This is a genomic window from Vibrio sp. La 4.2.2 (assembly GCF_027586995.1).
GTDB classification, from domain to species: Bacteria; Pseudomonadota; Gammaproteobacteria; order Enterobacterales; family Vibrionaceae; genus Vibrio; species Vibrio mediterranei.
Genome location: NZ_JAPPTJ010000001.1, coordinates 65,784 through 85,843 on the forward strand (window position 1 = coordinate 65,784; position 20,060 = coordinate 85,843).

The following is a 20,060-nucleotide window of genomic DNA, read 5'->3' on the forward strand; positions in this document are numbered from 1 at the left end:
CATAACTATCGAAGTTAATATTCTGCAATTTGCACCATATTGAGTCAATGCGATATCACTGCTGCTATTCGGGTGCAATTTTCGAATAGACATCACTAAAATGGTGCAAAACTCTATTTAAGGAACTCCATAGCTTTGAATAATCAGTAAGTTACGGTATGGCGTAGATCTTGTAAGGATTAATAGACCCCCATAAAAATTGCACACATTCAGGGAGAAGACGATGCAAGATGTCCTTACGATTGTTCTCGCAGGAGGCATGGGTTCACGGTTAAGCCCTCTAACCGATGACCGCGCTAAACCTGCCGTACCCTTCGGTGGCAAATACCGAATTATCGACTTTACGCTAACCAACTGTTTGCATTCTGGACTACGGCAAATTCTGGTTCTCACCCAATACAAGTCTCACTCCTTACATAAACATATCCGAGACGGTTGGTCGATCTTCAATCCTGAACTAAAAGAATTTATTACCGTCGTACCACCGCAAATGAGAAAAGGCGGCAAATGGTATGAAGGCACTGCCGATGCTATTTATCACAACATGTGGCTCCTCTCACGAAGTGACGCTAAGCACGTAGTTGTGTTGTCAGGCGACCATATCTATCGTATGGATTACGCTGCTATGGTTGAAGAGCACAAACAAACTGGCGCTAAACTTACGGTTGCTTGTATGGGCGTACCTCGAGATGAAGCCAGTGCGTTTGGAGTAATGGCGACCAATGCTGAGTTGCAAGTAACAGCATTTGCTGAAAAGCCAGCAGATCCAGCGGCCATGCCGACAGACCCTCGTCGTTCCCTTGTCTCTATGGGCATCTATGTATTTGATATGGAAACACTTCAGCAAGCTCTAGAAGATGACGCTGAACTGGATAGTTCAAGTCACGATTTCGGAAAGGATATCATTCCTAAGTTGATAGACTCACAAGGTGTTTATGCTTACAACTTCGGCCAAGATAAAGGCCGCGTGGCACGAGATTGCTACTGGCGAGATGTCGGCACTATTGATTCGTTCTATGAGGCGAATATGGACTTACTAGAGCCTGTTCCACCAATGAATTTATATCAAGAAAACTGGGGAATACGGACATATGAACCTCAGTTGCCTCCAGCACGCACTGTCCCTTCTGCGACTGGGAACGAAGGCATATTTATTAATTCGATTATCGCCAACGGTGTGGTCAATTCTGGTGGTTCAGTCCACCACTCCATTCTGTCATCCAACGTAAGAATCAATGATGGTGCGACCATTGCTGACAGTATTTTGTTTGGAGAGGTTACCGTCGGTGAAAACTGTCAATTAGCAAACTGTATTGTCGACAAGCACGTTGTCATTCCTGCCGGTACAGTGATTGGCCTAAACCCATCACAAGACGCGGAGCGTTTTCATATTTCAGAGAAAGGTATTGTTGTTGTACCGGAAGGCTATGTATTTGTAGACTAAAAATCTATGACATAAATTACAAAAGCCGCCAATATAACTTGGCGGCTTTGCTGTTTAGTTGCTATCTATTAGATAACGCAGACTTGTTCCCAACTACCGTCACTTCCTGGCACCGAGTTCGTCCACCATTTCGCTTTGTAAACCACTCCGTTGTGACTCATTTTATCACCACCACTCGCGTGGCTAGGGTCACCTTTCCAGTCCGTTTGAGGGAAATTTGGATAAGCATTTACTCCGGTGGTATTACACGTTCCAGAGTTACCACCTCCATCGCCACCGCCATTATTCCCACCACCAGCGTTCAAGTCAGCAAGAGGAAGATCAGGCTGTTCGAACTTAAATGCATAGTCGACACCATTAACATTGACTGCATAATTAGCAGGACCTGAGATAGGTAGGTAGTACACCATATCCAGTTCATAGCTCGCCCCAGCAGCTAAACTCTTCCAGCTTGGTAGCGTAAAGGCGACGCGATGCATTGGTCCGTCTAGACCACCGATATTATTCGCTCTAGTATGACCAGAAGCGATAACTTTTAGTCCACCGCCAGACTGGTCTTTAGCGTTGTCCGGTGCCGATACTGGAATATCAAATTGAAACTCAGTGCCACCTGGAATGTCGGTGCCTGTATTGTTGGTGAAAGTGATTTTAGGATTGATTGGGTAATTTTGGTCACCTACTTTGAAACCATCGATAGAAACAGCAATATCAACAGCCTCAGTTGGTATCGCACCCGTAGCAACTTTATTGCCATACGGGCTAGCACTCAAGAATTTGTCGTACATGGCTTTGGTCATGCTATTACCCATATGATATTCACCATTACCAGTTGCACATGCTTGTTCCGTAAGATCAACCGCTCCACGATTACCATTAGCGTCTAGTACATAACAGTTGTAGTCACCCGCAAGTTCCCAAAACATGATGCCACCAATTTCTTTATCAATAACGTATTGCGCTTTTACATCAATAGATTCTACATCTTCAGTAGAAAGGAAAACGTTCTTTTCTGCATTCCACAACCAAGGTGCGACGGCAACACTGTCATAGTTACGAGTGTAGGTTCCTACAAACTTATCGCTTGGGTCGTTTACAGGATCTAAACCATAGGCTTGTGCATAGGAGCCCCAGATACCCTTTTCTAAGTTCTTCGCATGCCACATAGGGTTAGAACCTGCGCCCATTTCATTGCCGTTAACGTCCTTATCATGCCACATATTGTCGATACCTAAAGCACCGTATCCACAGTTGTTTTTCTCTCCTTCTCCCGTTCCCGCTGGGCATTCAGATTGATTCGGAAGTGGTGCACGTCCCCATAGGCCGTTGTTGCCACCAGAAACGTTTTGCCATCCTCGGGTATAGTACGGAACACCAATATTGATTCGACCAGCAGGCATGGAACCACGGAAATAATGATAAGCCCAATCAGTGTTTAGGTACCCGATGCCACCATAAGCTGCTGTTCCATAGACATTCCATTGTGCCAGTTCAGAGTCTTCACCTGTGTCATAAAGGGCTGCGTTATGGCCTACATGGTCATTCCAGGCTCCGTGGAGGTCGTAGGACATAATATTCACATAATCAAGATATTGGGTCACTGACATGGTTTCCATACCACGCAGTAAGTAGCCTGAGGAAGGTGCCGCAATCGTCAACATATAATGCACACCATCTTGAGCACTGACCGCGTCCAGTTTCTCACGCAGTACTTTCATCAACACTTCATAAGACTTCCAAAGATGCGCTCTTCGGCTTTCTGCAAACGCTTTGTCATCTGGGTTACCCGCGCCTGCCATTGAGGTAGGATATTCATAGTCAATATCCAAACCATCAAACTGATACGTTCTCATCATTTCAACGGCTGAAGTAGCAAAGGTTTCAATTCCTTGATGATTAATCGAGCCATCAGCATTAGTGGTCATAGTATAGAAACCACCGTCAGCAACTCGTGTACCGTCGGTAGCGAAATGACCACCGGTCTCAGCCCAACCTCCTATAGAGATCAGGGTTTTTACACCATGTTTCTTTTTCGCTGTCGCTAACGCCCCAAAATGGCCTTTAAAGCCAAGCGCAGGGTCAACTTCCACACCAGGCCATTCCTGACCTACAGCTACATTATTCGGATCATTAACGTCACCAATATTAACTTTGCCATCTGAGCCTATACTGACGAACGCGTAGTTGATATGAGTTAATTGGTCCCAAGGAATATCTTTAACTAAGTAGGCTGCCTGAGGATCACTCCCTGAACGCCAACTCGTAAAGTAACCAATTACTCGACGTGGGTGGTCTGCCCCCATCAGCTCTCTCCCCTCTGCATCATAAATAGTGCAATAAGGTACCGTTATGCCTGGTGTCTGATATAAGCCATCTGGACGACAGTCAGTTTGTGATGTGTTCGCTTGGGCATAATTACCATATAGTGAAGCAGCACAAACCAGTGCTAATAAGCTTAGAGAACCTACCTTCAATGTAGGTGTGAGCTTTCTAGTATGTTCCATTACGAATCCTTTCTTAACTAGTAGAAAATTTCACAATGATGCAATGAATCATAAGGACTACGACTTTTTTGTGAATTTACAATTCAATTACATCTCAGAAACACACTTTAGATACGACAAAAATAAAGTGTAACTTTTGAGCCGTTATTGAGAATTCTATTGATGGTTTTTAAGAAATGTCTCGCAATTAATTGCTGTTACACTGAAATGACGGGACACTTATTTTGCGTCAAGAATACAGATTAATAATGATTCGATAGGTTAAATAACAGAGTTTTATATCTCTTCCCAATACCACCTAAGTTAATTAAATAATGAATCGTTCTTGCGTCAGTTTAGTATGTTAAATACTTCGCTAACATACTAATTAAATGGAGAAAAATCTGCAGATCCATCCTATACTGGCTCAATAACTATCAATGACAAGGAATTGATCATGAAAGTACGTTCGTTATTAGCTGTCGCCATTTCTTCTGTCTTACTATTGGGCTGTGGCGCCAATACTACACAAGGGGCTGCAGAAGGCGCGGCAGTTGGTGCGGTCTCTGCTGGTATGTTGGGGGCACTTACCGATCTAATCGTTGATGGCGAAGTAGACACCTACCGATTGAGTCGAAATGTTACGGCAGGGGCTCTAGCTGGCGGTACTGCCGGAGCCGTAGATGGATATGCCAAAGACCAACAACAAGAAGCACAACAGCAGAAAGCACCTGCACCCGCTAAGCCCTCGTTAGATTTTGGTCCCGATATCGATGCTTCGGTGAACGCATTAATTTCCTGTCAACACGATAATGCATACCGCTCAGCACTTGCTGCCGAGAATGCATCTCAAGAATCTTATAAGGAAGCAGGAGTCGCTATGCAGGCTCTGATCGACTTTGACCGTGATAATACTGAAGGCGTTGATCGAGCGGTGAGCAAATTCGTTAAGATGAGTTCATCCATCAACGATCCAGCCGTCGCACAAACCCAATTAGAAGCATTCCATAAAGAACTACAGCAAGAACGAGAGATAGCTGGCCTATCCCCTGATTGCTCTTAACTGCGCATTAATTCGCCCATCATTACAGATAGATCAGGTTTAACACTTGAAGCCTGATCTATTTGCCCCAAACATAAGTAGCATAAATGCAATGCGCCCTCTTCATAATTAAGGTGCATTTACTACATTGGAATGTGAGGCAATACTATGAAATTTAGCTACGTAAACCCTACAGTGATTCATTTCGGCCAAGGCCAAATTGCACAGATCTCTTCTAGCATACCAACGACCTCCAAAGTACTCGTTATCTATGGCGGCGGCTCCATTAAAAGCAACGGAGTCTACGATCAAGTCGTTGAAGCTTTGCAAAATCACACATGGTTAGAGTTCTCAGGCGTAGAAGCCAACCCTACTAAAGAGACCTTAGACAAGGCTATTGAGCTGGTTAAATCTGAAGGCGTAGATTATTTGCTCGCAGTGGGTGGTGGTTCTGTTATTGATGGAACTAAATACATCGCTGCAGCGTCATTACACGATGGTGACAGCTGGGACTTAATTACTGGTCAATATAAACCTGAAACAGCTGTGCCTATCGGGGTAATACTGACGTTACCAGCAACAGGTTCCGAGTCAAACATGGGCGCGGTTGTCACCAAGAAGTCGACTCATGAAAAGCTGGGCTTCATGACACCACTAGTTCGACCTCAGTTCGCAGTACTCGACCCGGATGCAATGAAGACATTGCCAGAGCGTCAACTGATTAATGGGCTTGTTGATGCATGGGTTCACGTTTGCGAGCAATACATCACTACTCAGACAGGCAACATGGTTCAGGAAGGGTATGCTGAAGTGCTGCTACGTAACCTGCTCCAGCTCGGAGCTAAGTTTGAGCAACGCGATGATGCGTGGCGTGAAAACTTAATGTGGACAGCTAACCAAGCACTTAACGGCTTAATTGGTACAGGGATGCCTCAAGACTGGGCTACTCATATGATCGGCCACGAACTGACCGCTCTTTGGAATGTTGATCACGCTCGCTCACTGGCGATTATTCAACCGTCACTGCTACGCAGTCAGATGACTTTCAAGCGTGGGAAAATTGAGCAGATGGGACGCAACGTCTTCCAATTAGAAGATAGCGATGATCTAGCGGAACGCACCATCAGTGCTATTGAAGCTTTCTATTCGAGCCTAAATGTTGATGCTCAATTATCCGAAGTAAGCGGTGACAAGTCTGATGCAGTAGAAGCAGTCTTAGCGAAGCTTGAGCAAAATGGCTATGTTAAGTTAGGTGAAAATCAAGCAATTACCCTAGACGTCAGCCGAGAAATTCTCACTAACGCGCTGTAAATTCTCAGTAGAATGCCGTAATTAAAACACATACCAATAACATCAAAAAAGCACCTGCCAAATGCGAGGTGCTTTTTTATTTTGCCGTGAACAGCCTACAATAATGACTTTACACTGTTTCTCACCACTAGGGTTGGCTCTAACTGTACTACGTCAGGAACCTCTGTCGTTTTATCTATTTTGGCTAACAAGGTTTCAACTGCAGCTTTACCCAACCGATATTTAGGCTGGTGAATCGTTGTTAAAGCAGGCGTCATGTATTTTGCTATGTGAATATCATCATAGCCGATTATAGACAGCTCTTCGGGCACCTTTACGCCTTTGTCATGAGCGATATTTATGGCGCCCATCGCCATCATGTCATTGCACACAAATATCGAACTCGGTAATGCACCACGAGACATTAATATCTCTAGAGACTTAGCTCCACCATCACATTCAAAATCTGACTCAATAATCCAGTCGGGATTTAGTAGCAACGAATGTTCTTTTAGGGCTTTTTTGTAGCCCTCGTAACGCATCAAAGCCTGATGGCGATTCAATGGTCCAGTGATACAACCAATTTCCCTATGCCCACATTCGATCAAGTGCTTAGTCGCTAGATAACCTCCTAGATAAGAGTTATCTTGAATTTTGTCACTTTCAAAATGGATAGGCCCCCAGTCCATTACTACCACCGGTATAGTTGGGTACTGGTCGAAAATATCCAGTTTCTCACCTTCTAGTGTCGAACACATAAGAATCAGCCCATCAACACGCTTTTGCAGAAGCGTATCGATGGATGCTCTCATGCGCTCAGTATCCCCTTCTGTATTGCACAGAATAAGGTTGTAGTTTTGATGATAACAGCTACGTTCTACCCCTTTCACCACCTCGCCAAAAAACGGGTTGGTTGAGGTTGTCACTAACATTCCAATTGTTCGTGTACGGTTCATTTTTAAGCTACGAGCTAGTGCTGAGGGGGCATAGTTCAGCTCTTTCGCTGCGCTATTCACACGCTCCGAAATCTCTTCACTCACAAACCGTGTTTTATTGATGACATGACTCACTGTCGATGTGGATACGCCAGCTAGTCTTGCTATGTCCTTCATCGTTGCCATTGGGCAATGCTCTCCGCTACTGCTTATGCATTGTAGTCGCCTAATATCAGCGCCTTATTTTAAGCTTTTTGCTCTAAAAACTCTTTTACTTCATCTAGCGAAGGAATGGAAGTCTGAGCACCAAATCGAGTCACCGAAATAGCGGCAGCAGCATGAGCAAAAACGATCGCCTCTTCAATCGATTTTCCTTCAATTAAACCAGTAACCAACGCGCCATTAAATGTATCACCCGCAGCCGTGGTGTCCGTTGCATCTACTTTAAAACCAGGGATACGCACTCCACGACCATTTTGACTTAACCATACACCTTTTGAACCCAGCGTAATCATGACAATTTCAATGCCTTTACGGTGAAGTTCATTCGCTGCTTCTTGTGCTGACTCATCGTCAGTGACTGTAATACCAGTAAGTACTTCCGCTTCTGTTTCGTTTGGCGTGATCACATCAACACACTCAAGCAGAGAGTCTGGTAACGCCATTGCAGGTGCGGGATTTAGGACTACGTTAGTTTTCGATTGTTTTGCCAGTTTTGCCGCATACTCTATACCTTCAATAGGAGTCTCAAGCTGTGTCAGCAAATATTTTGCGTTTTCAATCATTGTCCTATGTGGTTCAACGCGAGCAGTAGTTAACTTTGCGTTCGCTTCTGCAGAAATACAAATACTATTCTCACCGCTTTCTGCTACTTGTATCATCGCGATACCTGTTGGGGTTCCTGGCTCCAATTGCACACCCGCGATATTGATACCGTCAGCTTTGAATGCTTCGCGAATGTTAATGCCAAACGCATCATCGCCTACACAGGCAATAAAGCCAGTATCTCCACCAAGGCGCGCCGCGGCTACAGCTTGGTTTGCACCTTTACCACCTGGAATCACTTGGTAATTCATACCGTGCAAGGTTTCACCCGGTCTAGGGAAAGAAGGAACTTGCAGCACATGATCTGCATTCACACTACCCAATACGATGAGTTTATTCATACATTGTTCCTTTTTACTCAAATAAATTAACTTGGGGTTGCCTTGATATGACAGGCCGAAATTAACTTGGACGAGACAGGCTTGCTTCATTCAAAGCTCTCCTTTTGTTAAAGGAGAGCTTTACTATCCTCAAAAGAGGGAGTCTGGTGATTATTCAGTCACTACTTTAAGTGGTACAGGAATGTACTCTTCGACTTTTTCGCCTTTCAGTACTTTATCTGCTGTTTCAACACCTAATGCACCGATCATGTCAGGTTGCTGAGCGATAGTTGCAGCCAGTTTGCCGCGTTTAACCGCTGCCATACCGTCTTCTGTGCCATCAAAACCAACAATCATCACGTCTTTACCAGCTGCTTCAACCGCACGAAGTGCGCCCAGTGCCATTTCATCGTTCTGCGCGAATACCGCTTGAACATCAGGGTTAGCTGCTAGAAGGTTTTCCATTACGTTCAGACCTTTAGTACGGTCAAAGTCTGCTGGTTGGCTAGCAAGGAGCTCCATTTGAGAACCTTTTACAGCGTTCATGAAGCCTTCACCACGTTCACGAGCTGCCGACGTGCCAGCAATACCTTCAAGTTGGAAAACTTTCGCTTTCTCACCTACTTTTTCCATAATGTAGTGACCAGCCATTTCACCACCGACTACGTTATCAGACGCGATATGACTAACTACGTCGCCACGGCTTGCACCACGGTCAAGAGTGAGTACTGGGATATTAGAACGGTTAGCCATGCGAATTGCGTTAGATACTGCGTCAGAGTCTGTTGGGTTGATCAGAATCGCTTTGACGCCACGAACGGTTAAATCTTCGATGTTTGACAGCTCTTTGCTTGGGTCATTCTGAGAGTCCAAAACGATCAGGTTATAACCCAAATCTTTTGCTTTTGCCTCTGCGCCTTCTTTCATGGTTACAAAGAATGGGTTGTTAAGAGTAGATACAACAATTGCCATCGTGTCTTGTGCAGATGCCGTTGCAGACATCGAAGCAGAAAGTACCGCAGCAGAGATAAGAGTTGCTAGTTTTTTCATCGTTTTAGTCCTTTGTGTAGGGGGTGGCTCAACTTAATGTCGAGCCAGTTATTGTTAAATTGTGTTTACGAGTTATTACTTGTTTTTGTTATCTACCAGTACTGCCAGCAGAATTACCACTGCTTTAGCAATCATTTGGTAGTAAGAGGAAACATCTAATAAGTTCAGAGCATTGTTTAGGAAGCCAATAATAAGAGCACCGATTAAGGTTCCCATGATTCGACCTTTACCGCCCATCAAGCTAGTGCCACCAAGAACAACGGCAGCGATAGCATCTAACTCATAGCCCATACCTGCCGTAGGTTGTGCTGATGATAAACGGGAAGTCACTATGATGCCTGCTAGTGCTGCTAACAAACCACAGATGGCGTACACACCGATTTTTACTTTGTCGACGTTAATACCAGACAAACGTGTCGCTGATTCATTGCCACCTAGTGCGTAAACATAACGACCAAATCGTGTATGGTTAAGTAGGTACCATGCTGCAGCAAATACAATCACCATAATCCAGACCGGTACCGGAATGCCCATAGCGTAGCCTGTACCAAACCAAGCGAACGCATCAGCGGTATCAGTGAAGCCAGTTGAAATAGGACGACCATCGGTATAAACCATAGTGACACCGCGCAACAAGGTCATCGTTACTAATGTTGCTATAAAGGCTTGCACTTTACCTTTCGCGATTATGATGCCACTGATCGCACCCAACGCAGCACCAGCAAGTAAAGCAGTAGGAACGGCGATTAATACCGGCACTTCCATGGCAATCAAACTTGCTGCAAACGCACCGCAAAGTGCTAATACCGAGCCAACACTCAAGTCAATACCCGCCGTCAAAATGACCAAGGTCATACCAACCGCGATAATAGCGTTAACAGAGGTTTGACGTAGAATATTCAGAATATTGTCTACGGTGAAAAAGTTAGGGTTAAGGAATGACACCACGACAATCAAGAAGATCAAAGCGATCAGCGACTTCTGCTCGATTAACCACTCTTTGTTAAAAAGAGGCTTCTTTTTTTCCGTGTCAACGCTCATTGTTTTGTTGCTCATGCTGCTTCCTCACTTACATTTTTGCCGACAGCGCATGCTAATAGTTTTTCTTGGTCTGCTTCGTGTGCCATAAACTCTCCGCTTATATGCCCTTCATGCATAACCAAAATGCGATCACTCATACCCAATACTTCAGGCATTTCTGATGATACGAGAATGATGCTCATACCATCTGCTTTAAATTTGTTGATAAGCTGATAGATTTCTTTTTTCGCACCAACATCAACGCCACGGGTGGGCTCGTCCAGAATCAGAACTTTTGGTTTGGTCATCAGCCCTTTGGCAATAGCTACCTTCTGCTGGTTACCGCCCGATAAGTTACCGATGATCTGATCACGAGACGGTGTTTTGATGTTAAAGAGCTTAATGAAGTCCTCTACTGCAATCACTTCCTCACCATGTTGAATCTGGGCACCTTTAGACAACTGTTCTAGGGCACAAAGCGACATGTTCTCTTTAACGGATAAACCGAGTACCAAACCGTCACCTTTACGGTCTTCGGAGATATAAGCGATACCATTTGCCAAGCCATCCTGAGGGCTACTTGGATTAATGGTTTTGCCATTCAGTATCACAGAGCCCGACTCACGCTTGCGAGCACCATAAATAATCTTCATAAGCTCGGTGCGCCCTGCCCCCATAAGCCCAGAGATTCCAAGAATTTCTCCTTGGTCTAAGGTAAAGCTGACATCATTCACGCCTGGGCCTGACAGGTCTTTCACTTCTAGGCTCGTTTTGCCGTGAACCGCATCAATGCGAGGGTATTGTTCATCTAACTTACGACCAACCATCATTTCAATAAGTAGGTCTTCATCGGTTTCCGCTACAGTGCGTTGACCGATGAACTTACCATCACGCAATACCGTGATGTCGTCACAAATCTCAAAGATTTCTTTCAAACGGTGTGAAATGTAAACTATGCCGCAACCCTGATCGCGCAGCTCATTAATGACGCTAAATAGCGACTCAGTCTCGGTGTCAGTTAATGCGTCGGTTGGTTCATCCATAATGATGACTTTTGATTCGAACGATAGTGCCTTGGCAATTTCCACCATCTGTTGTTCACCCAGACTCAACTCACCCAATGGTGTTTTGGAGCTGTGCTTTACATTCAAACGAGCCAACAAACGATCGGCTTCGGCATACATCTCATTCCACAGAATGCGACCAAACGCGTTCGTTTTTTCTCGACCTAGAAAGATGTTTTCCGCAATAGTAAGCTCGGGAATTAGATTTAATTCTTGGTGGATAATACTGATGCCGGCTTGCTGAGAGTCTCTTGGACCTTGGAATGCAGCCTCAGTACCTTGATAGCGCAAATCTCCAGAATCTTTGGAATAAATACCCGTTAACACTTTCATTAATGTCGATTTACCAGCGCCATTTTCACCTAGCAAAGCCATGACTTTGCCCGGATACACATTCAAACTGGCTTTATCCAAGGCTTTGACCCCTGGGAAAGCTTTTTCAATATCGCTTAATTGTAATATTGGTTGCAGCATGTTAGTTGTCCTGTACTGTCTGTGCTTGCCGGACTAAAAGACGACGCCCGCTTGAAAAATCACGTTAGCATAAGGCGTACATTCACCTGTTCTTACTACCGCTTTTGAATCGTGTGTTCTTACTTTGAACTCTTCATGTGAAACGTATACAACTGAAATCGCTTTGCCCGTTGCTTGCTTCTCTTCTTCTATCGTCGTAATCAGTGCGTCATGGAGTTCAGGGCTTACTTGTTTAAATTCCTCTGCAATTACCACACCTTCGATTTGCGCTTCTCCAAGATAAACTTTAACCGTATCCAGGAAGGCGGGAACTCCGTGAGTTAACGCAAGATCGATGCGCTGCACGTGGTCTGCTATAGGTAACCCTGCATCACAAATAGTCACTTCATCAGTGTGACCTAATGTGGACACTAAGTAAGAAAGTTCAGAGTTAATTAGAGCACTTTTTTTCATGTCTTATACCTGCTTCATGCGGCTTTATCGAGACTGTATTCTGGATAAATGTTTTTTGATAATTCTGTCATCGAAACGTTTCGATGATAATCCTAGCGTAGTTAATCAAAAGATCGAGGGAGTGAATGGTCAAGTGTGAGCCAGATCGGACTATCGAAACGTTTCGATGAGTTTTCCGTGAATGGTTTCAAATTGTGACAATTGGAATTAAAAGAAGGAAATAAGCAGCTTAGCTACCTTGTTGCATACGAAATGAAATGTAAGGACCTGAGGCAAAATGGCAGCCAATCGTTTTTAACGACTGTAATTGCTGTTCAGTCGTAACCCCTTCCGCAATAGTCTCGATATTAAGCACGTTAGCCAACCCAACAATCGCCTTAGCCACCTGCTCTACTGACGTATCTTGCGCAATTTCTTCTGTCAGTTGAGCGCCTACTTTTAGTTTTTGAATAGGCAGCGCACGCAATTCGGAGATGGAGATATGACCCATACCAAAATCTGCGACGGTAATTTGACAGCCGAAATCGACTAATTGGTATAGCTCATCAACGCAGCGCTTTTTAGAAAGCATATCTTCAAACACTTCTAATACTAGACACTGAGGAGGTAATTTAAAGCGCTCAAGAATTTCAATAACTTCTTGAACAAACAAACCGTGACCAAAGTTCTTCGAAGACACTTTAACGGCAACCGTTTTTAGCTCACCTACGGTTGCGTATTTACAAGCCTGCTCGATAGTAAATAGATTAAGTTTGCGAACCAACTGCGATTCTTCCGCAATAGGAATAAACTCAAAGCGATCGACGTTACCAAGAACTTTATCCACCCACTCTAAGCGACTCTTATAAGCAACCACTTCATTCTTATGAAGATCGATGACTGGCATAAAGCTCACTTCTAGCTTATGAAGTTCTATCGCTTCAGCAAGCCTTTGAGCTAGGGCTTTTTTACGTCCCCACTGGGTTCCCATCTCTTCGTTATAACTTACCCACATCGTTTGGCACTGTTTGGCACGATACATGGCAAGGTCAGCCTGCTTAAGAAGCAAACTTGTTGGAATGCGTTTACTTTCGTTCGTTGTAATACCAACCGCAGCCGAGCCGCGCTCGGATTTATTACCGATTTCGATGTAAGCTATGGCATCTAGTAGATTTTGGGCGACGCGCTCTGCAACGTCTACACCAGACTTGGGCAATAACACGACGAACTCATCGCCCCCTAGACGAGCAACAACTCCACCTTCCCCCACCACATTCTTAAAACGTCTGGCGACATTTTGTAGAAAGAGATCACCATAATCATGTCCTTTACTGTCGTTAATTGATTTAAATTCATTTAAATCAATTAACAGCAACGAATATGGTTCAGTTGAGTCTTGGTGCTCTACTAAGAAATTCTGAAGATGATCGAAAAAAGATGTTCTATTAGGCAAGCGAGTGAGTGCGTCAAAATACGCTAAGTCACTTAGTTTTTCAGTTAAGTTTTTTTCGGAGGTTACATCTCGTTTGACCGCAATATAGAATTTTTGGCCTTGATACTCGAATGGGCTAATGTGTGCTTTTTCAACAAACAACGTACCATTCTTCTTTCTATTTATCAGCTCACCGTACCAATCCTTGCCGGAAAGAAGCTTCGACCACATATCACGGTAGGTTTTTTCGGTTGTTTTTCCAGAGCGAAGAAAATTAGGATTTTTCCCAATCACTTCTTGCTCACAGTATCCGGTAAGATTGTAGAATTGTTTATTAGCATATTTGATATGTGCGTTGACGTCAGTAATTAGGACAGCAGCAGAGGCACTTTCCAACGCTTTTTCCATCAAACCTAATGACAATTCAAAATCCGAATACTGCAACGCCAAATCCACTACAAATAGAAACTTATAGAACTAACGCCGTTATGATAAATTTTTATGGAATGGACATCAAACAAAACGTCAAAAAATCGTTATCCAATCAACAATTTTTTGACGCAAAGTTAAATTACTGTTTTTGCGTTATTTTATTCTTGCGTTAAGACGTAAATTAGGCATTTATTGACTGGATCGTTGGCCATTATCGATTTCTTTAATAACCTTACAAGGATTACCTACCGCCAAACTATTTGCCGGAATGTCCTTTGTTACCACGCTTCCTGCACCAATAACAGCGTTGTCACCAATAGTAACGCCTGGGCAAACAATAACACCGCCACCTAACCAAACATTGTGCCCAATTTTAATTGGTAGGCCAAACTCCACTTCATCCTCAACTCGACCTTTAACATCCAATGGATGGCCTGCGGTATATATTTGTACATTAGGTGCAAAAAGAACATTGTCACCTATCTCGACCACGTTGACATCTAAGATGACGCAATTGAAGTTAGCGTAAAAGTTTTTTCCAACATGAATATTTTCACCATAATCACATCGAAATGGTGGCTCCAAATATAGATTGCCAGAGCGATTAGGAATTAACGCCTCTTGTGCTTGTTTCCAATCCTCTGTATTAGGAATACTATCATTGAGTTTTTTTAGGATTTTTCGGCAGTTTACACGCGCTTGAAGCAGCTCTTCATCCCAAGCTTGATAAGCTTCACCCGCTAACATCTTTTCACGTTCAGTTTTTGTTGTCATTGCTAGAACCAGTAGAGTAATTAACTAAAATATATTGCTCTAATTGAATCTATTGCACTATTTACTATGTCAACAAAACGTCAGATATAGAGCAACGAAAGCAAACAATCTCGCCGTCATCACACTTTGTAGTGAGTCTTTCAATGGTAAAAAACAGTTACACATCATATCTAACGCCCTGAATTAAGATAGTCCACGACGGCTTCTGCGGTAGCTGCAGAACTTGCAGGGTTTTGGCCTGTGATTAATTGCCCGTCTATTTCAACGTAACAGCTCCAGTCATCGCCTTTAAAATATAGCCCTCCGCAATTGGTAAGTTCTTCCTCAACAAGGTATGGCACAACTTCACTCAAACCAACGGTTTGTTCTTCACTATTACTAAAACCTGTAACTCTTTTGCCCTTTACTATCGGTTCTTCGTCTTCTCCAACAACATTGATAAGAACGCCGGACGCATGACAGACTGTCGCTACGGGCTTACCTTGACTGAAAAAATCATCGATGAGAGAAACAGAATCAGGGTCACAGGTGAGATCCCACAGGGGACCATGCCCACCAGGATAAAAAACAGCATCATAATCTGACGCTTGAACTTCTACTAATCTAAGAGTCTGAGCTAGGTGGGTTTGCGCGACTGGATCTTGCTCGAATTTGGTAGTGGACTCAGTTTGAAACTCTGGAAGTGCGCTCTTGGGGTCAATTGGAGGCTGTCCCCCCTTAGGAGAACAAAGAGTAATATGTAAGCCAGCGGCCTTAAAGACATAGTAAGGTGATGCGAATTCTTCAAGCCAAAAGCCCGTTTTCTCATCCACGTCGCCTAAACGGTCATGAGACGTGATTACCATTAGTATTTTCTTTTGACTCACTAAGAATTCTCCTACTAGAGCTTTCTTTTAAACCTAGTGAGTTTATGAGAATTTTCAAATCCAAACGCTAGTTGACTAAAGGTTGGCATCTTGCCTAAGGCACTGGACACCAACCTAAACTACCTTATCCTTACACGTACGTTAGCCTTTCATTGCAGGCCGAGACGAGACAACCTCAAACCAGCGCTTGATATGCGGGTATGGCTCTAACACTTCGATCTTCAGTGCATTGATAGCCACAACAACAAATATATAAGCACTAATATCGGCGATGGTATAGCGCTCTGTCGCTACGTAATCAGATTGAGAGAGTTGCTTATCAAGTTTCGGTAAAAAAAGCTCCACTCGATGCTTGGCTTCTACGCCCCAAGCCTCTATACAATTCTCTCGATCTTTATACAGCCCAGTCGTGTTTCGAAACGCTTGAAATGCGTTTTGAATTCCATCGATTTCAACGATGCGATTCCACATTTCAACCTTGGCACGAGCTACCACGCTATCCCCAAACAAGTTCAAGTCATTCGGTTGCAATTCATCAAAATACCGGCTGATAGCAACGGTTTCACTTAAGAAACTACCATCATCAAGCTCTAATAATGGCACCTTACCATTGGCACTTTTTGCCTTGTAGTCATCACTTAGGTTGTCTCCTTCTCGAACATTAATTTCAACTCGCTCAAACCCTGTCGCATCAATTTCGCGTAAAAATAAATTGAGTCGCTTGCAGCTTACAGTTGCTGCCTGTTCGTACAGTTTCATCACTATCCCTTTTATCTAACCGATCGTTCAGATATAATCTACGAGAAAACTAAACGATCGGTCAAGAATAATTTTATGTAATATTGAACGGTTAAAGCGCGTTTAAGAGTATTGAGATGGCAAGAAAAGCAAACTTCTGCAAACAAGAGAAACTTCAGCAAGCAATGACGTTGTTCTGGAGCAAAGGGTACGCAAACACCTCTATCAATGACCTCATCGAAGTTCTAGGAATCAATCGATTTAGTCTGTACAACACGTTTGGTGACAAAGAAACGCTCTATTATCTAGCACTCGACAATTACCTAGAGCAGATTTCGTTTCCCAAACTTACTACACTGCGAGAACCCGACTCCGGCTTGGAAGCGCTCCAAGACTTCTTGCTACTTTTTGCTGAGAAGCAGAAAGACAACACCTGTGGCTGTTTTATTCAAAATGCTGTTGTAGAACATGCCGCTACAAACGCCATGGTACTCAAACGTAGTGATTCCTTATTTGACACATTGGAAAAGGCAATCGCAGATGTACTTAATAACGCCAAGCTGCGCCAAGAACTGGAATCGGACACAGATGTAAGTGCTCTTACGCAGTTCATTATTTGCCATATGCAAGGTATCCGAGTATTAGGAAAAGCAAAACGTTACGACAATATTGATATCGCAACCAAAATGCTAATTAAGGCAATCAAGTAACGTCTATTGTTGATTAGCTGAAGGTCATTGTGTCCTAAGTGAACGTTTGTAAAGGGCTTCAAGATACTGAGTATCTCTACAAGGCATTTCTTGATATTCCTTTAAGCGTACTTGGTTTACCGCTGACTTGAGTTGTTGCAGTGAAATATCGTGCTCCTGACAAAGCTGATGCCTATTCAAACCTTGATAGAGCTTGTCAGCAAGCTGTTGTGCTAGTGTACTGTCGAGTTGATGGTGAGTGTTTAGTTGTCTGTTCATCATGGCTGTATCCCCTAGGTCATAGCACCTAGGGTATACAGCGTAAGATTTAAGTTCTAATCAGATAACGTTCAATAAAACTTACATAAGAACACCCATGAAATACGGGATGATAAATGCGTTGGCAAGGTCAATGAAAAATGCGCAGACCAACGGAACAACGATAAATGCTTGATGAGAATTGCCATACTTTTGCGCAACCGCGGACATGTTTGCCATTGCCGTTGGCGTAGAGCCTAACGAAATCCCACCAAAGCCTGAACAAATAACCGCTGCATCATAGTTTTTACCCATTGCTGGAAAAATAACGAAAAGATTAACTAATATCGCCACAATAAATTGCGCTGCTAAAATCGCGAAAATTGGTCCGGCTAGATCCACTAATGTCCATAGCTGCATACTCATTAGTGACATCGCAAGGAAAGCTCCTAAAGACATATCCGCAATCAGAGCAACAGCAGGTTTGTTCGCAGGCCATGAGGTTCCAGTAATCCGCGGATAATTATGCGGTACGAGATTAGAAAGAATGATGCCAGCAAATAAGCAGGTCACAAAAAGAGGAAGCTGTAACCCTAAATGCTCAATACCTTCATTTAAGAAAACACCAACAATGATACAGGTATGAATGGCCAACATGGCATCAAGAAAATCATAGGAGGTAATTTTAGGCTCCGGCTGATTTTCGGAGACACCTACATCTAACGACTGTTGCTCTTGTGGTTTAAGGTCGTATCGCTTGATAAGGAACTTAGCAATTGGTCCCCCCATGATACTTGCAAGAATAAGACCAAAGGTTGCACTTGCAATTCCCAGTTCCATTGCTGAATTTAACCCAAACTGCTCCTGGATTTTTGGAGCCCAAGCGATGGCAGTGCCATGTCCACCAATAAGAGAAACAGTGCCACTAAGTAGCCCTGCTACTGGTTCCAAACCAAAGGCCGTAGCAACGGTAATACCAGTTAAATTCTGGACTATCATGTAGGCTATTGTCACTGCCAACAATATGACGAGTGGTTTTCCACCTTTTTTGAGGTCACTCAAGCTAGCGTTAATGCCAATGGTAGTGAAGAAGTAAACAAGCAATACATCGCGCGCCATCAGATCGAAACTGACCTCGATTGATGTCGCCATATAGAACAGAGCAAAAAGAACCGAGAAGACGATTCCTCCAGAGACCGGTTCAGGAATGCTGAATTCTTTTAGGAACCCAACAACCTGATTCAGTCTACGACCAACAAAGAGAACAATAATACCCAGAGTAACCGCAAAAAAAGAATCAATATGGACAGCGCCATCTTCAATAATCATGTATTCCACATCCTGTTAGAAAACGATACAGAATAGAATGCCTTTATTTTGCGCGCTATCCAACTCTTTTTAAAAAGATTTTAACCTTGATAACCAATACTTACTTGTTCTTTCCGTACCCTTACTTACCTTTATTCTTCAGTTCTTCAATGACGTAAGGCGGAGCGACTTTTTCTAGCTCCGTCAGACAGGCGTCAGCTTTCTCGTGCCCAGTTCGCACATAAATGTCGCAAACTGCGTAGAGTTGTTCTGGCGCACCAGAAATCAAGTACGCTTTTTCAAACGAATCCGTCGCTTTCGCTACATCAATCGATTCTTGAAGCACACCGTTCAAGTACCAATAATAACTGTTGTCAGGCGAGTACTTCGTCGCCTGTTCGATAGCATTAGCCGCTTCGTTCTTGTTGCCTATCCTGACTAACGTTAACGCTTTTGAATAGTATAATTGAGCTGAAGTGCTGTCGTTTTCTATGGCACGATTTAACACTTCTAGCGCATTCTCATCTTGTTGTTGCGCTCGATAATTATCCGATAGACTCAGAGAGACCTGCGTCGCCATTACAGGGTTCGTTATCAACTGTTGGTAGATTAATTCAGCGCTGCTGAAGTCTTGATGCCAACGGTAAACATCCGCCAGAAGTAACTGCTTTTCACTACCAGAGTGCTGCTTCAACTGCTTAATAGCGCTTGGATAAATCTTATCAAGCTCTTGTTGCTGCTGCTCATGCATATTGGTGTAATCAGGGATCAAATTTACCAAAGCTGCCAACTGCACGTCACTGCTTTCATCGTTTAACAATGGAGCAACCAACTTCCATCGATATTCAAACTGATAAGGTTTGGCACCTACGATGGCTGCTTGTCGAATATCAGAGTTTGAGTCTTTAAGAGCTCTTGAAACTGCAACCAGTGCATTCTGGTTTGGAAACTGACTAAGCTGATGCAAAGCATCAACGCGACGTTGTACGTTCTCTGACTGATTCTGCGCCGTATAAGACAGGCGCTGAATTTGTTGCGTCGTACTTTCTTGAGCTGAAGCAGCGACGCTTTGTGGTTTGGTTTTGGTAACTTGATCTTTCTGTGGTTCGGCACTGACTGCCGAAAGACTAAAGATCGTTGCCATCGCACCTAAAGCGATCAGATGTCTATTTTTCATTGGTAGGCTC

18 protein-coding genes are annotated in these 20,060 nt (G+C 43.6%); 4 read left to right on the top strand and 14 right to left on the bottom strand.

The features are described from left to right. Nucleotides 1–199 precede the first annotated feature (199 nt). On the top strand, nt 200–1,444 hold the full coding sequence (gene glgC, locus OH456_RS00275; RefSeq protein WP_333482757.1) for a glucose-1-phosphate adenylyltransferase: 1,245 nt from the start codon (nt 200–202) through the stop codon (nt 1,442–1,444). A gap of 68 nt (nt 1,445–1,512) precedes the next feature. Here the strand turns inward: glgC and OH456_RS00280 are convergent, their stop codons facing one another. Then, nucleotides 1,513–3,945 carry a chitinase C-terminal domain-containing protein gene (locus tag OH456_RS00280; protein WP_443088618.1) on the bottom strand — a complete coding sequence of 811 codons (2,433 nt, stop codon included), beginning with the start codon at nt 3,943–3,945 and terminating at the stop codon, nt 1,513–1,515. Nucleotides 3,946–4,381: 436 nt separating this feature from the next. Here OH456_RS00280 and OH456_RS00285 point away from each other — a divergent pair, with 436 nt between their 5' ends. Then, complete coding sequence (locus tag OH456_RS00285; protein ID WP_198558783.1) at nt 4,382–4,987, top strand: hypothetical protein; 606 nt, start codon at nt 4,382–4,384, stop codon at nt 4,985–4,987. Between the two features lie 147 nt (nt 4,988–5,134). Further along, a complete protein-coding gene (locus tag OH456_RS00290; protein ID WP_171389489.1) occupies nt 5,135–6,277 on the top strand; it encodes an iron-containing alcohol dehydrogenase in 1,143 nt (380 codons plus the stop codon). 95 nt (nt 6,278–6,372) lie between these two features. On the opposite strand, the gene OH456_RS00295 is transcribed toward OH456_RS00290, so the two are convergent. The 10 genes from OH456_RS00295 to OH456_RS00340 all read right to left on the bottom strand — a co-directional run bounded on the left by OH456_RS00295 (nt 6,373) and on the right by OH456_RS00340 (nt 16,639). Further along, the gene (locus OH456_RS00295) at nt 6,373–7,377 is read right to left on the bottom strand and encodes a substrate-binding domain-containing protein (protein ID WP_198558782.1); all 1,005 of its coding nucleotides are present in this window, start codon (nt 7,375–7,377) and stop codon (nt 6,373–6,375) included. Nucleotides 7,378–7,436: 59 nt separating this feature from the next. Next, nucleotides 7,437–8,357, bottom strand: a complete 921-nt coding sequence (gene rbsK, locus OH456_RS00300) for a ribokinase (protein ID WP_031494699.1) — start codon at nt 8,355–8,357, stop codon at nt 7,437–7,439. 150 nt (nt 8,358–8,507) lie between these two features. After that, nucleotides 8,508–9,386 (bottom strand): ribose ABC transporter substrate-binding protein RbsB, encoded by an 879-nt coding sequence (rbsB, locus tag OH456_RS00305; RefSeq protein ID WP_270032564.1) that lies wholly within the window; start codon nt 9,384–9,386, stop codon nt 8,508–8,510. A 75-nt stretch (nt 9,387–9,461) separates the two neighbouring features. Next, nucleotides 9,462–10,442 (bottom strand): ribose ABC transporter permease, encoded by a 981-nt coding sequence (gene rbsC / locus OH456_RS00310; RefSeq protein WP_006070511.1) that lies wholly within the window; start codon nt 10,440–10,442, stop codon nt 9,462–9,464. Further along, nucleotides 10,439–11,944 (bottom strand): ribose ABC transporter ATP-binding protein RbsA, encoded by a 1,506-nt coding sequence (rbsA, locus tag OH456_RS00315; RefSeq protein ID WP_124941919.1) that lies wholly within the window; start codon nt 11,942–11,944, stop codon nt 10,439–10,441. The genes rbsC and rbsA overlap by 4 nt, the downstream gene beginning before the upstream one ends. A gap of 33 nt (nt 11,945–11,977) precedes the next feature. Further along, complete coding sequence (gene rbsD / locus OH456_RS00320; RefSeq protein WP_088878251.1) at nt 11,978–12,397, bottom strand: D-ribose pyranase; 420 nt, start codon at nt 12,395–12,397, stop codon at nt 11,978–11,980. Between the two features lie 229 nt (nt 12,398–12,626). Further along, nucleotides 12,627–14,252, bottom strand: a complete 1,626-nt coding sequence (locus OH456_RS00325) for a sensor domain-containing protein (protein WP_124941918.1) — start codon at nt 14,250–14,252, stop codon at nt 12,627–12,629. A gap of 177 nt (nt 14,253–14,429) precedes the next feature. Continuing rightward, entirely contained in the window at nt 14,430–15,014 is a 585-nt protein-coding gene (locus OH456_RS00330) for a sugar O-acetyltransferase (protein WP_006070515.1), read from the bottom strand. A gap of 170 nt (nt 15,015–15,184) precedes the next feature. Beyond that, nucleotides 15,185–15,859, bottom strand: coding sequence for a type 1 glutamine amidotransferase domain-containing protein (locus OH456_RS00335; protein WP_006070516.1), 675 nt, complete (start codon nt 15,857–15,859; stop codon nt 15,185–15,187). Between the two features lie 162 nt (nt 15,860–16,021). After that, a complete protein-coding gene (locus tag OH456_RS00340; protein ID WP_124941916.1) occupies nt 16,022–16,639 on the bottom strand; it encodes a glutathione binding-like protein in 618 nt (205 codons plus the stop codon). A gap of 116 nt (nt 16,640–16,755) precedes the next feature. Between OH456_RS00340 and OH456_RS00345 the strand changes: the two genes are divergently transcribed. Beyond that, nucleotides 16,756–17,328, top strand: coding sequence for a TetR/AcrR family transcriptional regulator (locus tag OH456_RS00345; protein WP_107305887.1), 573 nt, complete (start codon nt 16,756–16,758; stop codon nt 17,326–17,328). Nucleotides 17,329–17,352: 24 nt separating this feature from the next. Here OH456_RS00345 and OH456_RS00350 read toward each other — a convergent pair whose 3' ends face one another. From OH456_RS00350 to OH456_RS00360, 3 genes are all read right to left on the bottom strand, one after another. After that, on the bottom strand, nt 17,353–17,589 hold the full coding sequence (locus OH456_RS00350) for a hypothetical protein (protein ID WP_198558778.1): 237 nt from the start codon (nt 17,587–17,589) through the stop codon (nt 17,353–17,355). A 78-nt stretch (nt 17,590–17,667) separates the two neighbouring features. Next, the gene (gene gltS / locus OH456_RS00355) at nt 17,668–18,894 is read right to left on the bottom strand and encodes a sodium/glutamate symporter (protein ID WP_006070520.1); all 1,227 of its coding nucleotides are present in this window, start codon (nt 18,892–18,894) and stop codon (nt 17,668–17,670) included. A gap of 121 nt (nt 18,895–19,015) precedes the next feature. Beyond that, nucleotides 19,016–20,050: a tetratricopeptide repeat protein gene (locus tag OH456_RS00360; protein WP_270032565.1), complete on the bottom strand. Its 1,035-nt coding sequence runs from the start codon at nt 20,048–20,050 to the stop codon at nt 19,016–19,018. Nucleotides 20,051–20,060: the final 10 nt, after the last annotated feature.

Excerpts from the sequence above, each read along its gene's own strand:
- OH456_RS00280 (WP_443088618.1), bottom strand. The coding sequence starts at position 3,945 with ATGGAACATACTAGAAAGCTCACACCTACATTGAAGGTAGGTTCTCTA.
- OH456_RS00285 (WP_198558783.1), top strand. The coding sequence starts at position 4,382 with ATGAAAGTACGTTCGTTATTAGCTGTCGCCATTTCTTCTGTCTTACTA.
- OH456_RS00290 (WP_171389489.1), top strand. The coding sequence starts at position 5,135 with ATGAAATTTAGCTACGTAAACCCTACAGTGATTCATTTCGGCCAAGGC.
- OH456_RS00295 (WP_198558782.1), bottom strand. The coding sequence starts at position 7,377 with ATGGCAACGATGAAGGACATAGCAAGACTAGCTGGCGTATCCACATCG.
- rbsK (WP_031494699.1), bottom strand. The coding sequence starts at position 8,357 with ATGAATAAACTCATCGTATTGGGTAGTGTGAATGCAGATCATGTGCTG.
- rbsB (WP_270032564.1), bottom strand. The coding sequence starts at position 9,386 with ATGAAAAAACTAGCAACTCTTATCTCTGCTGCGGTACTTTCTGCTTCG.
- rbsC (WP_006070511.1), bottom strand. The coding sequence starts at position 10,442 with ATGAGCAACAAAACAATGAGCGTTGACACGGAAAAAAAGAAGCCTCTT.
- rbsA (WP_124941919.1), bottom strand. The coding sequence starts at position 11,944 with ATGCTGCAACCAATATTACAATTAAGCGATATTGAAAAAGCTTTCCCA.
- rbsD (WP_088878251.1), bottom strand. The coding sequence starts at position 12,397 with ATGAAAAAAAGTGCTCTAATTAACTCTGAACTTTCTTACTTAGTGTCC.
- OH456_RS00330 (WP_006070515.1), bottom strand. The coding sequence starts at position 15,014 with ATGACAACAAAAACTGAACGTGAAAAGATGTTAGCGGGTGAAGCTTAT.
- OH456_RS00335 (WP_006070516.1), bottom strand. The coding sequence starts at position 15,859 with ATGGTAATCACGTCTCATGACCGTTTAGGCGACGTGGATGAGAAAACG.
- OH456_RS00340 (WP_124941916.1), bottom strand. The coding sequence starts at position 16,639 with ATGAAACTGTACGAACAGGCAGCAACTGTAAGCTGCAAGCGACTCAAT.
- OH456_RS00345 (WP_107305887.1), top strand. The coding sequence starts at position 16,756 with ATGGCAAGAAAAGCAAACTTCTGCAAACAAGAGAAACTTCAGCAAGCA.
- OH456_RS00350 (WP_198558778.1), bottom strand. The coding sequence starts at position 17,589 with ATGATGAACAGACAACTAAACACTCACCATCAACTCGACAGTACACTA.
- gltS (WP_006070520.1), bottom strand. The coding sequence starts at position 18,894 with ATGATTATTGAAGATGGCGCTGTCCATATTGATTCTTTTTTTGCGGTT.
- OH456_RS00360 (WP_270032565.1), bottom strand. The coding sequence starts at position 20,050 with ATGAAAAATAGACATCTGATCGCTTTAGGTGCGATGGCAACGATCTTT.